Raw genomic sequence first — 12822 nt, forward strand, 5'->3', positions numbered from 1 at the left:
GCTTGGCTGGATGGCGAGGCTCAGAGGGCAGCGGCCGGCACGGACAATGCGCCGGGCGCGACGTCCAGGATCTGCTGGCCAAGGAGCCAGCGTGCGCCATGCGCGCCGCCCATCTCCATGTGATCGCCCGAGACCCGCACCCAGTTGCCTTCGGGCAGGCCCAGCACCGGCGTCTGCGGCTGCAGCACCGTGAACTCGGCCAGCCGCTGGTCGCGCGTTTCGCCGCGGAAGCCGGGCACCACCAGGTTGAAGTAGTGCGGATTGATCTGGAACGGCACCAGCCCGAGCGCATCGAGGCCGCCGGGGTCGGCGACCGGCATGTCGTTGGTGGTGCGGATGGTGGGGCAGGCGACATTGGTGCCGGCGCTCCAGCCGATATAGCGTGCCGCGCCCGCAGCCACCTGGCGTGCAATCACGGGCAGCAGGCCGCGCTCGCGCAGGCATTGCAGCAACCGGAAGGTGTTGCCGCCACCGATGACGATCAGTTCGGCCGCTTCCACCGCCCGCACGCAGTCGGCATCGGAGAGCCGGTGCGGCGAATGCGCTGCAATGCCGGCCGGAGCCAGCGCGTCGCGCACCAGCGCTTCGTAGCTGTCCCAGTCGCGCGTGACGCCGGCGAAAGGCAGGAAGCAGGCACGGGTGCGGCCGCCGGCCAGTTCTCGGATCGCGTCGTGGGCGTGGGCGAGGTAGCCCGCGTCGCTGGAGGAGTTGCTGAGTAACAGGAGTTCCATGGGATTGAGCTGCCGGGATGACTATTTGGTGGCGGTGTCGACGGGATGGAGCCAGAGCGGATCGCCCAGGCGCTGCCCGACCGGCGCCACCGCCTGCACCAGCGTTTCGCGCAACCCGCGTGCCTGGGCCTGGCTGACCTGCATCGCGGTGAAGGACAGGCACAGCCCGCGCACGTCTCCCGAGAGCGGGTCCGCCAGCGTGGTGGCAACGGCGCCGATGCCCGGCATGCCTTCGTTGACGGCGATGGCACTGCGCTCGGCGCGGGCCGTGGCCACGCGCTCGCGCAGCTCGGACACGGTGGCCGGACATCCGGCCGGTGCGTCGGGCAGCTTGCGGGTGCCGCTGGCGCCATAGCGCGCGCTGAATTCGGTCTCGGGCAGGCGCGAGAGCAGCACGCGGCCCATGGCCGTCGTGAAGGCCGGGCGTCGCGCGCCCGGCGGCGACAGCACCTGCACCGGGTTGCTGCCGTTCAGGCGCTGCAGCACCACGGTGTCGGTGCCGTCGAGCATCGACAGGTAGGCCGTGAAGCCGGTCGAATCCGACAACGCGGCGAGGATCTCGCGGCATTGGTCGTCGAAGGGATGCGCCTGCGTGGCGGCCTGCGCCGCGCGGATCACCAGTGCGCCCGGGCGATAGCGTCGCGTGGCCGGCTGGAGTTCAAGCAGCCGGTAGCGGACCATCTGGGCCAGCAGGCGCGATGCCGAGCTCTTGGCCAGGCCCAGTTCATCCAGCACATCGTTGAACGTGATCTCGTGGCGGCCGTGCCCGAACAGGTCCAGCACGCTCTCCACGCCTTCAAGAATGCTCACTTCGTCTCTCCACCTGCGCTCATTGCTTGGGTTCCGTTTTTAGGAACCAAGGTTCCATAATTTGGTTTGCAAATCATAGGGCGGCGGATACCGGAATACAAGAGGAAATTTCCCTTGCCGGATGCGGGCAAAAAAAAATGGCCCCGAACCGGGGCCATTCCTATGTACCGCTGCACCGGGCGCTCAATGCGCCGCCATCGCGTCTGCCGAGCCGCCACCGCCGCCCCTGGCCGGCCGCGTCAGCCAGACAAAGCCGATCAGCGCGAAGAACAGCACGCCCGAGATCCAGAAGATGTCGTTGGCACCGAGCATGGCGGCCTGCTGGGTGATATTGCGCTCGATCACGCCGACCGCCTGCGCCTGGCTCATGCCCATCTGCATCAGGTGGTTGAGCTGGGCGTGGTAGGCCGGGTTGTACGGGTTGACGTGCTCGACCAGTTGCGCGTGGTGCAGCGCCGAGCGGTTCTCCCAGACGGTGGTCGAGACCGACGCGCCGATGCCGCCGAAGGTGATCCGCACGAAATTCGACAGGCCCGAGGCGGCGGGGATCTTTTCCGGCGGCTGCCCTGACAGGATGATCGAAGTCAGCGGGATGAAGAACATCGCCATGGCCGCGCCCTGGATCAAGGTGGGCACCATCAGCGTCCAGGTATCGACCTGCGTGGTGAAGCCCGAGCGCATCAGGCTGACGATGCCGAAGGTGATGAAGGCCGCGGTCGCCACCCAGCGTGCATCCATCTTCGGCAGGTTGCGCCCGATCACCGGCGACAGCAGGATTGCGAAGATGCCGACCGGCGCCATCACGATGCCCGCGTCGGTCGCGGTATAGCCGACGATGGTCTGCAGCCATAGCGGCAGGATCACCAGGTTGCCGAAGAACAGCCCGTACGCCACCGAGATCGCGACCACGCCGGAACTGAAGTTGCGGCCCTTGAACAGGCTGATGTCGACAATGGGATGCTTCTCATAGGTTTCCCAGGCGAGGAAGAACAGGAAGCCGACGATCGCCACCAGGGTCAGCACCACGATCTCGGTCGAGTGGAACCAGTCCAGCTCCTTGCCCTTGTCCAGCATCAGCTGCATCGAGCCCACCCAGATCACCAGCAGCGCCAGGCCGATGCGGTCGATCGGCAGCACCTTGGTGGGGGTCTCGCGGTCCTTGTAGATGGCCCAGGTGGCGTAGGCGGTGACGATGCCTACCGGCACGTTGATGTAGAAGATCCACGGCCAGGTCATGTTGTCGGAGATCCAGCCGCCCAGCAGCGGGCCCATGATCGGTGCCACCAGCGTGGTCATGCCCCATAGCGCCAGCGCCATGGTGCTCTTCGCGGGCGGATAGCTCGACAGCAGCAGCGACTGCGACAGCGGGATCATCGGCCCGGCCACCGCCCCCTGCAGCACGCGCGCGGCCAGCAGCGTCTCCAGGTTGGGCGCGACGCCGCACAGCCACGACGCCAGCACGAACAGCAGGATCGAGGTGATGAACAGCCGCACCGCGCCGAAGCGCGTGGTCAGCCAGCCGGTCAGCGGCACCGAAATCGCATTGGCCACCGCGAACGAGGTGATGACCCAGGTGCCCTGGTTGGGCGCCACGCCCAGGTCGCCCGAGATCGCCGGGATCGACACGTTGGCGATCGACGAGTCCAGCACGTTCATGAACGTCGCCAGCGACAGCGCGATGGTGCCGAGCACCAGCCTGCCGCCGGTCAGCGGCTGCGGCTGCTGCGGCAGGGCCCGCGCCGGCGCCTGGCCGGCGCCCGGCTGCGCCGCGGGCGCGGCCGGTGCGGCGGATGGGGAGGTGGCCATGATCAGGTATTGGCGGGCTTGGCGGACTTGGCGGCGTTGGCGTGAGCGGCGCTGGCCGAGGGCAGGCCGGTGCCGCGGCCGCCGTTGTTGGCGGCGATGATGCGCGCGATCAGCTGGTCGGCATCCTGCGCCACCTTGTCATAGACGTCGGTCTGCATCGGCCGGGCCGGCGCGGCGGCGGTCATGGCGGCGCCTTGCTCGCGGCGCACGTCGACCTTGACCGTCATCGACAGGCCCACGCGCAGCGGGTGGTCCTTGAGCTGCTGCGGATCCAGCGCGATGCGCACCGGCAGGCGCTGCACCACCTTGATCCAGTTGCCGGTGGCGTTCTGCGCCGGCAGCAGCGAAAACGCCGAGCCGGTGCCGGCCGAGAAGCCGGCGACCTTGCCGCGGTATTCGACCCTGGAGCCATAGACGTCGGCTTCCAGCGTCACGGGCTGGCCGATGCGCATATGCGTGATCTGCACTTCCTTGAAGTTGGCATCGACCCAGACCTGGTCCAGCGGCACCACCGCCATTAGCGGCGCGCCGGCGGCCACGCGCTGGCCGACCTGCACCGAGCGCTTGGCGACGTAGCCGGTCACCGGCGCCGGCAGCGCCGAGCGCGCGAACGACAGGTAGGCCGAGCGCAGGTTGGCGGCGGCGCGCTGCACGTTGGGGTGGTTCTCGACCGTGGTCTGGTCGGTCAGCACCTGGTTCGATGCCAGCTGCTCGCGCGCGGCCAGCAGCGCCGACTCGGCGCCCTTGAGCGCGGCTTGCGCGTGCGAGATCTCTTCATTCGACACCGCGCCCGAGCCGGCGATGGCCTGGCGCCGGCGCAGGTCGTCGCGGGCCTTGGCCACGTCGGCTTCGCGCAGCGCCACGTTGGCGGCGAGCGAGCCGTTATTGACGTACAGCGTGCGCACTTCGCGCACGGCCTGTGCCAACTGGGCCTCGGCCTGTTCCAGCGCCACCTGCGTGTCGGCGCGGTCGAGCTGGATCAGCGGCTGGCCGGCGGTGACCAGCTGGGTGTCGTCGGCCGCGATCGACACGACGGTGCCAGCCACCAGCGGCGTGACCTGGACCACGTTGCCGGCGACATAGGCGTCGTCGGTGCTTTCGAAATGGCGGGCATACAGTCCCCAGTACACGCCGTAGCCGATGCCGGCGACGACGATCGCCGCGGTCAGCGACAGCAGCATGCGCTTGCGCTTGCCGTTGGGAGGGGTGGCCGTGGCTTGCTGGGGGGTGTTGGTGCCGGCCGCTTGCTGGTTGTTGCTCATGATGTCTTCTGGATAATCTTGTCTGCGATCACCGGGTGCGCGGATCAGCCGCGGGCGCCCGCCTGGGTGTGGCCCTGGGTGTGGCCCGGCTGCTGCGCCGGCCCATGGGCGACGCTCTCGCGGCCTTCGGCCGGCTCCTGGTAGCCGCCGCCGAGCGCCTTCATCAGGCCCATCTGCAGGTCCAGCCGCCGCGCCTGCAGGTCGGTCGCCAGGCGGCGCTGCTGCAGCACGTTGCTTTCCGCGTTGAGCACGGTCAGCTGCGTTCCGAGCCCGGCCTTGTAGCGCGTGGTGGCCAGCGCGTAGGCGTGCTCGGCCAGGTCCAGCGCTTCGCGCTGGGTCTGGATCTGCTTGTCGACGCTGCGGATGCTGGTCATGACATCGGCGGTCTCGCGCAGGGCATCGACCAGCGCCTGGTTGTAGTTGGCCACGGCAATGTCGTAGCCGGCGTACTTGCCCTTCAGGTTGGCGCGCAGCCTGCCGCCCTCGAAGATCGGCAGGCGCACGGTCGGACCGATGCCGAAGGTGCGGCTGATGCCCATCAGCAGGTTCGAAGGATCCAGCGCGGCCAGGCCGGCAAAGGCGGTCAGGCTGACGTCGGGCAGGAACTCCTTCCTGGCGACGTTGATGTCCTTGGATGCCGCCTCGACGCGCCAGCGCGCCGCCACCAGGTCAGGGCGACGGCCCAGCAGGCCGATGGTCAGGTCGTCGGGCAGGGTGGGCGTGGCCTGGGCCAGCAATACCGGCGGCTGGATCTGCAGGCCGCGGTCCGGGCCCTTGCCCAGCAGCGCGGCGAGCTGGTTGCGGGCCAGCGCGATCTCTTCGTCGACGCGCTGCAGGTCGGTCTGCGAGGCCGCCACCGTGCCGCGCGCCTGGGTGGTTTCCACCTGCGTGTCCAGTCCGGCGGCCAGGCGCTGGCGCGACAGCTCGGTCAGGTCGCGGCGCTGGGCGATGGCGCGCTCGGCCACGTCGCGCTGCGCATACAGCGCCGCCAGGCGCGCGTAATTGCGCGAGATCGACGTTGCCAGGATCAGGCGCGCGGCCTGGCTTTCGGCCTCGGCGGCGCGGTCATCCGACAGCGCGGCTTCGAGCGCATCGCGGTGCTTGCCCCAGAAGTCGAAGTCATAGGACAGGCCCACCTGCAGGCGCGACTGGTTCTGCCACGAGCCCGCCAGCGGCGTGCCTTCGAACAGATCCTTCTCGGAGAAGCGCTGGCGGATCAGGCTGCCTTCGAACTCCAGGTGCGGGTAGAGCGCGCTGCGCGTGGCCTCGGCCATGGCGCGCGACGCTTCCACCCGGGCAAAGGCCGCCTGCAGGCTGGGATTGTCCTTGACCGCTTCGTCGACCAGCGCGCTCAGCTGCGGGTCCTTGAACTGGACGACCCAGTCCTGCGACGGCCACTGGCCGTGCTCGCCGGGCAGGGTTTGCGAAGTCGCCATCGCGGCCGGATCGGCCATGGTCTGCGTGCTGTGCGAATTGCCAAGCGCCGCACAGCCGGCCAGCGCCGCGGCCGCGATCGCGGTCAGCGCGAGCGTGCCGGCACGGCGCGCCAGCTTGCGGGAACTGGCAGGCTGGGTAAATCGGAAGGAAAGAGCTGGTTTCATGGTGTTGCTCCGTGGCGGAGCCATACGGTTTCTACGGGCTGCTAGCGGTGTCCGGCCGGGCCGGCCAACGCGGACGATCTGGCGTGCCGGAAGTCCGGCGCGCAGCCTGCTACCCGCTGTTGGCGATGACCCGCCGCAGCATGCTGCGCAGCAACTGGATCTCGTCCTCGGAAAAACCTCGAAAGTGGTGCGCAAGGACCTTGCAGAAGATTGCCGGCAGTTGCTGCACCAGTTCCTGGCCCTGTGGCGTCACCGACAGGTCGACCACGCGGCGGTCGGCGTCGCGGCGGCGGCGCTCGATCAGGCCGCGTTTTTCCATGCGGCTGAGCAGCCGCGTGACCGAGCCCATGTCGGTGTTCAATTCGCGGCCCAGGTCGGTGACGGTCGAGGCACGGCCGGTGGCCAGCATCATCAGGCAGCTGGCCTGGGCGTGGGTGATGTCCAGGCTGCTGACCTCCTGCTCGACGCCGTGCGCCAGCATGTTCTTGGCCCGTTGCATCAGGTAGCCGACGCTGTCGCACATCTGGTACTGGGCGGGATCGAACGAACCGGCAGGGGAGGCTGGCGGAGCGGAAGCGGGTGCTTGTGACATCTTTGCCTTTGCAATCTTTGCTGTGGCAAATATATGTTCACGTTTAACGATCCGCAAGAAAGGAAATTGGTCATTGCGGAATCAGCAAATATTTTCCCTTGGCCAGGGGCGGTTCCCGTCAACGCTTCTTGCGCCGCAACATGCTAGAATGTTGGGTTACCTCAGATTCTCCGGCCCTCCATGCGAGGGCCCCGTTCTTAGCGAGACGCAGCAATGACCCGCGCCATCCGAAATATCGCCATCATCGCCCACGTCGATCATGGCAAGACCACCCTGGTCGACCAGCTCCTGCGCCAGGCAGGCACCTTCCGCGACAACCAGCAAGTCGCCGAGCGGGTGATGGACTCGAACGACCTGGAAAAGGAACGCGGGATCACGATTCTCGCGAAGAACTGTGCCGTCGAGTACAACGGCACCCATATCAATATCGTCGACACCCCGGGCCACGCCGACTTCGGCGGTGAAGTGGAGCGCGTGCTGTCGATGGTCGACGGCGTGCTGCTGCTGGTCGACGCGGTCGAGGGCCCGATGCCCCAGACCCGCTTCGTCACGCGCAAGGCGCTGGCGCTGGGCCTGAAGCCGATCGTGGTGGTCAACAAGATCGACCGCCCGGGCGCGCGTCCGGACTGGGTCATCAACCAGACCTTCGACCTGTTCGACAAGCTCGGTGCCACCGACGAGCAGCTGGACTTCCCGGTGATCTACGCATCGGGCCTGAACGGCTTTGCCGGCCTGACCGAAGACGTGCGCGACGGCGACATGAAGCCGCTGTTCGAGACCGTGCTCGACAAGGTGCCGGTGCGTGACGACGACCGCGACGGTCCGCTGCAACTGCAGATCATCTCGCTGGACTACTCAAGCTACGTCGGCAAGATCGGCGTTGGCCGCATCTCGCGTGGCCGTGCCCGTCCGCTGCAGGACGTGGTGGTCAAGTTCGGCCCGGAAGGCAACCCGATCAAGGGCCGCATCAACCAGGTGCTGAAGTTCCAGGGCCTGGAGCGCGAAATCGTGCAGGAAGCCGAAGCCGGCGACATCGTGCTGATCAACGGCATCGAAGAACTGGGCATCGGCTGCACCGTGTGCGCGCCCGAGGCCCAGGACGCGCTGCCGATGCTGAAGGTGGACGAGCCGACGCTGACCATGAACTTCTGCGTCAACACCTCGCCGCTGGCGGGCCGTGAAGGCAAGTTCGTGACCAGCCGCCAGCTGCGCGAGCGCCTGGACCGCGAACTGAAGTCCAACGTGGCGCTGCGCGTGGCCGATACCGGCGACGACACCATCTTCGAAGTGTCCGGCCGCGGCGAACTGCACCTGACCATCCTGCTGGAAAACATGCGCCGCGAAGGCTACGAGCTGGCCGTGTCGCGTCCGCGCGTGGTGTTCAAGGAAATCGACGGCGTCAAGTGCGAGCCGTATGAACTGCTGACCGTGGACGTCGAAGACAGCCACCAGGGCGGCATCATGGAAGAGCTGGGCCGCCGCAAGGGCGAACTGCTCGACATGGCGTCGGACGGCAAGGGCCGTACGCGCCTGGAATACCGCATCCCGGCCCGTGGCCTGATCGGCTTCCAGGGCGAGTTCCTGACGCTGACGCGCGGCACCGGCCTGATCAGCCATATCTTCGACGACTACGCGCCGGTGCGCGAAGGCGGCCTGGGCGAGCGCCACAACGGCGTGCTGATCTCGCAGGACGACGGCGACGCCGTGGCCTACGCGCTGTGGAAGCTGCAGGACCGTGGCCGCATGTTCGTCAAGCCGGGCGATGCGCTGTATGAAGGCATGATCATCGGCATCCACAGCCGCGACAACGACCTGGTGGTCAACCCGATCAAGGGCAAGCAGCTGACCAACGTGCGCGCCTCGGGTACCGACGAAGCGGTGCGCCTGGTGCCGCCGATCCAGATGTCGCTGGAATACGCGGTGGAATTCATCGCCGACGACGAACTGGTCGAGCTCACGCCGAAGAGCATCCGCCTGCGCAAGCGCCACCTGAAGGAGCACGAGCGCAAGCGTGCCGCCCGCGAAGGCGCATAAGCGCCTGTGCAGCTGGACCTGCCCAAAAAAACCGCGCCTGCCAGGCGCGGTTTTTTATTGCGTTTCCGGCAGCGTCGCCGGCGCGGCGGCGCGCGGGCTGCGCCATTCCGGCGGCTTCCACAGGTAGCGCGGGTCGCGGTCGCGCCAGGCATCGGCAAACATGTCGCGCCATTCGTGGAAGGTCAGCGTCAGCGGATCATGGCTGCGCACCTGGCGCGTAATGCCGTAGACCGGCGCCTCGCGTTCGGGGACGAAGGTACCGAACAGGCGGTCCCAGATCGTCAGCACGCCGGCATAGTTGCGGTCGATGTATTGCGGGTTCTTTGCATGGTGGACGCGATGGACCGAAGGCGTGTTCAGCAGCCGCTCGACCCAGGGACAGCGTTGCCCGAGTCGCGTATGGACAAAGAACTGGAAGCCCAGGTTCAGGCCCACCGCAAGGATGACCCAGTCGGGCGTGAAGCCGATATACGCCAGCGGAATCCAGAACAGCCACATGCCGGACAGCGGATACGTCAGGCTCTGCCGGAACGCCGTCGAGAAATTCATGCCCTCCGACGAGTGATGCGTCACGTGCGAGGCCCACAGCCAACGTACGCGATGGCTGGCGCGATGGAACCAGTAGTAGAGGAAGTCCTGCAGCAACAGCAGCAGCGCGAATGACCACAGCGTCTGCGGCACGGCCTGCAGGCCCTGCTCGTAGCACCACGTGTAGACGGTGCGGACCATCAGCCAGAGGAAGAACGCGTCCGAGGCCTGGTGCATCAGCGCCAGCGCGGCGTTGGAGAGCGTGTCGCGCAGGCTGTAGACGGCCGGGTCGCGGCGCGCCCAGTACCACGCTTCGGCGCCGATGGTCAGCACGAAGACCGGCGCGAAGGCCAGCAGCACGAGTCCGGGATCGAGCGATGCGGTGTTCATCCCGGCAGTGTGCCCGTTCGCCGGGAAATTGCCACGAGGGCATCCTCCAAACGGTGGCGCTGTGTGTCGGGTGGGCCGCTTCCGCCACTTGATGGCGATGCTGTACTGCCACGCAATTCTGTCACGCGTGTGAAGGCCATCAATACGGGTAAAGGATGCGGCGCCGGCGCCGTAGTTGGACAGGGCAGCGGCGCGGCGCGCCGCCTTCATTCCAGTTTCCTTATTCCCCCGGAGCCTTATCCATGTTCAGGAACACGACTATCGGCGCCAGATTGTGGTTTCTTACTATCGTCACAAATTTGTTGTTGCTGATTGTCGGCGCCGTTGGCTGGCTTGGCATGTCGCGCAGCAACGAGGCGACGCACCAGATCTATGGGCAGCAGCTGTCGGCCGCGGTCAACCTGGCCGAAGCGCGTTCGAACCAGTTGCTGGTGCGCGTGCTGCTGGACCAGGCCACCTTTGCCGCCGATCCCGCCGACGCCAAGGCGCGCGCCGCGACCGCCGAAGGCTTTGCGCGCGATTCGGAGAAGGCCTGGCAGGCCTATCTCGCGCTGCCGCGTTCGGCCGACGAAGCGAAGGTGGTTGAAGACGTTACCGCCAAGCGCGATGCATTGTTCAAGCAGGGCGTGGCGCCGATGATCGCCGCGCTGCATGCCGGCGATCGCGACGGCGTAATGAAGGCAGTGCTGGAAACCATTCCGCAGCTCGATATCGCCTTCACCGCCGTCAACACCGAGCTGAACAAGCTGCAGGTGGCCAGCGCAAAACAGGTCTACGAGGCCTCGCAGCAGCGCTACCGCAACCTGTTCACGCTGTCCGTGTGCGTGCTGGCAGCGGGGCTGGTGTTCAGCACGGTGGTTGCATGGCGCCTGCGCCGCTCGATCGTGCAGCCGCTGGATACGGCGATTGCGCGCTTCGAAAGGATTGCCGGTGGCGACCTGAGCGTTGCCGCTGCAGGTGGCGAACGGGCCGGCGCAGCGCTGGCCGACGAAGCCGCGCGCAGCGAGACCGCGCGCATGCTCGGCATGCTCGGCCGGATGCAGGCCAGCCTGGTTGCCATGGTGGGCGATGTGCGCGGCGGTGCCGATTCGATCGCCGCGGCCAGCAAGCAGATTGCCAGCGGCAACGCGGACCTGTCGCAGCGCACCGAGCAGCAGGCGGCGTCGCTGGAGGAAACCGCTTCGAGCATGGAAGAACTGACCAGCACCGTGCGCCAGAATGCGGACAGCGCGCGCGAGGCGCGCGCGCTCGCCAGCGATGCCGCGACCCTGGCCGGGCGCGGCAGCGATGCGGTGCTGCGCGTGGTCAATACCATGCAGTCGATCGACGCCAGCTCTGGCAAGATCGTCGACATCATCGACGTGATCGAGAAGATCGCGTTCCAGACCAATATCCTGGCGCTGAACGCAGCGGTGGAAGCCGCGCGTGCCGGCGAGCATGGCCGCGGCTTTGCCGTGGTGGCGGGCGACGTGCGCGACCTGGCGCAGCGCTGCGCCGGCGCATCCAAGGAGATCCGCGCGCTGATCGGCGCCTCGGTGGCCAATGTGCGCGAGGGCTCGGGGCTGGTCGATGAGGCCGGGCGCGCGATGCAGGACATCGTCGACGCGGTGCAGCGTGTCAGCGCCATCATCGGCGATATCAGCGCGGCGTCGGACGAGCAGTCCAACGGCATCGAGCAGGTCAACGTGGCGGTGTCGCAGATGGACAGCATGACGCAGCAGAATGCGGCGCTGGTCGAGCAGGCCGCCGCGGCCGCGGCATCGCTGGAAGAGCAGGCGCAGCGGCTTACCTCGCTGGTGGCGACGTTCCGGCTGGCCTGAACGGGCAGGGCGCATGCATGCCGGCATGCGCCGCAAGCTGCCCACGCGCGTGCGCTTGCCAAGATGACTGGCGTAAAATTGCAAGTTGCATTGGAGGAGTACGACATGACTGAATTCGTCACGACCGAGGTCCGCGGTGGCATCGGATACCTGACGCTGAACCGCCCGCAGGCGCTCAACGCGCTGTCGCTGGACATGATCCGCGCCATCACGCAGGCGCTGCGGGACTGGGCCGCAGCGCCCGAGGTGGCTGCCGTGGTGGTGGCCGGTGCCGGTGGCAAGGCGTTCTGCGCCGGGGGCGACATCCGCTACTTCCATCAGGCGGCGCATGCGGGCGATCCGCTGCTCGACCAGTTTTTCGTTGAGGAATACGCGCTCAATTTCCTGATCCACCGTTACGCCAAGCCCTATATCGCCCTGATGGACGGCGTGGTGATGGGCGGCGGCATGGGCATCTCGCAGGGCGCGCGCCTGCGGCTGGTCACCGATCGCACCAAGATGGCCATGCCCGAAACCAATATCGGCCTGTTCCCGGATGTGGGCGGCGGCTGGTTCCTCGCGCGCACACCCGGACGCATCGGCGAATACCTGGGCCTGACCGGCACCCTGATCCACGCCGCCGACGCCTTGTATGCCGGCCTGGCCGACGCCTACCTGCCGGGAAACCGTCTGGCGGAACTGGTCGATTCGCTGCGCGCGCAGCAGTTCGCCAGCGGCGATGCGGTGCTGGCGCATATCGAAACCTTCACCACCGCGCACCGCGCCGATTGCGTGCCCGCGCAGAGCACGCTGGCCGGGTTGTCGGAGCAGATCGACACGCTGTTCGCGGGCAACACCGCGCAGGACATTGTTGCCGCCGTCAGCGACACGCCAGGAGACTGGGCCGCGCAGACCGCCGCCATGCTGCGCAGCCGTTCGCCGCTGATGCTGTGCGTGACGCTGGAGCAGATCCGCCGCGCGCGCAGCATGTCGCTGGAAGACGAGCTGCGCATGGAGCTGGACATGATGTACTACGTGTTCCGCAAGGGCGACGGCGTCGAAGGCATCCGCGCGCTGGCGGTCGACAAGGACCACAAGCCGCGCTGGCAATACGCGCGGCTCGACGAAGTCAGCCGCGAGAAGGCGCTGTCGTTCTTCGACAGCCCGTGGCGCCAGGAGGAGCACCCGCTGGCGGCACTGGGCAAGCCTGCGTGACCTCGCTGCACGGAACGCGCCGGCGCCGACTCGGGTAGAGTGACGGGCAGGGTC

Annotated in this window: 10 protein-coding genes; 3 read left to right on the plus strand and 7 right to left on the minus strand. The window is 67.4% G+C overall.

The window, feature by feature from the left end:
• Window positions 1-20: 20 nt before the first annotated feature.
• The 6 genes from pepE to AC3FMM_RS06810 form a co-directional block, all read right to left on the minus strand.
• On the minus strand, window positions 21-731 hold the full coding sequence (gene pepE / locus AC3FMM_RS06785) for a dipeptidase PepE (protein WP_488686319.1): 711 nt from the start codon (window positions 729-731) through the stop codon (window positions 21-23).
• Between the two features lie 21 nt (window positions 732-752).
• The gene (locus tag AC3FMM_RS06790) at window positions 753-1541 is read right to left on the minus strand and encodes an IclR family transcriptional regulator (protein WP_115709917.1); all 789 of its coding nucleotides are present in this window, start codon (window positions 1539-1541) and stop codon (window positions 753-755) included.
• Between the two features lie 183 nt (window positions 1542-1724).
• Window positions 1725-3347, minus strand: coding sequence for a DHA2 family efflux MFS transporter permease subunit (locus AC3FMM_RS06795; RefSeq protein WP_116312719.1), 1623 nt, complete (start codon window positions 3345-3347; stop codon window positions 1725-1727).
• 2 nt (window positions 3348-3349) lie between these two features.
• A complete protein-coding gene (locus AC3FMM_RS06800) occupies window positions 3350-4609 on the minus strand; it encodes an EmrA/EmrK family multidrug efflux transporter periplasmic adaptor subunit (RefSeq protein ID WP_488686320.1) in 1260 nt (419 codons plus the stop codon).
• Between the two features lie 44 nt (window positions 4610-4653).
• Window positions 4654-6210, minus strand: a complete 1557-nt coding sequence (locus tag AC3FMM_RS06805) for an efflux transporter outer membrane subunit (RefSeq protein ID WP_488686321.1) — start codon at window positions 6208-6210, stop codon at window positions 4654-4656.
• 109 nt (window positions 6211-6319) lie between these two features.
• Window positions 6320-6802, minus strand: a complete 483-nt coding sequence (locus AC3FMM_RS06810) for a MarR family winged helix-turn-helix transcriptional regulator (protein WP_115709910.1) — start codon at window positions 6800-6802, stop codon at window positions 6320-6322.
• Window positions 6803-7015: 213 nt separating this feature from the next.
• Here AC3FMM_RS06810 and typA point away from each other — a divergent pair, with 213 nt between their 5' ends.
• On the plus strand, window positions 7016-8836 hold the full coding sequence (gene typA, locus AC3FMM_RS06815) for a translational GTPase TypA (RefSeq protein WP_092309077.1): 1821 nt from the start codon (window positions 7016-7018) through the stop codon (window positions 8834-8836).
• 54 nt (window positions 8837-8890) lie between these two features.
• Here the strand turns inward: typA and AC3FMM_RS06820 are convergent, their stop codons facing one another.
• On the minus strand, window positions 8891-9754 hold the full coding sequence (locus AC3FMM_RS06820; protein ID WP_116312717.1) for a sterol desaturase family protein: 864 nt from the start codon (window positions 9752-9754) through the stop codon (window positions 8891-8893).
• Window positions 9755-9996: 242 nt separating this feature from the next.
• Between AC3FMM_RS06820 and AC3FMM_RS06825 the strand changes: the two genes are divergently transcribed.
• Window positions 9997-11574, plus strand: coding sequence for a methyl-accepting chemotaxis protein (locus AC3FMM_RS06825; protein ID WP_116312716.1), 1578 nt, complete (start codon window positions 9997-9999; stop codon window positions 11572-11574).
• Window positions 11575-11679: 105 nt separating this feature from the next.
• A complete protein-coding gene (locus tag AC3FMM_RS06830) occupies window positions 11680-12768 on the plus strand; it encodes an enoyl-CoA hydratase/isomerase family protein (RefSeq protein ID WP_488686322.1) in 1089 nt (362 codons plus the stop codon).
• Window positions 12769-12822: the final 54 nt, after the last annotated feature.

Source organism: Cupriavidus sp. 207A1 (assembly GCF_057798955.1).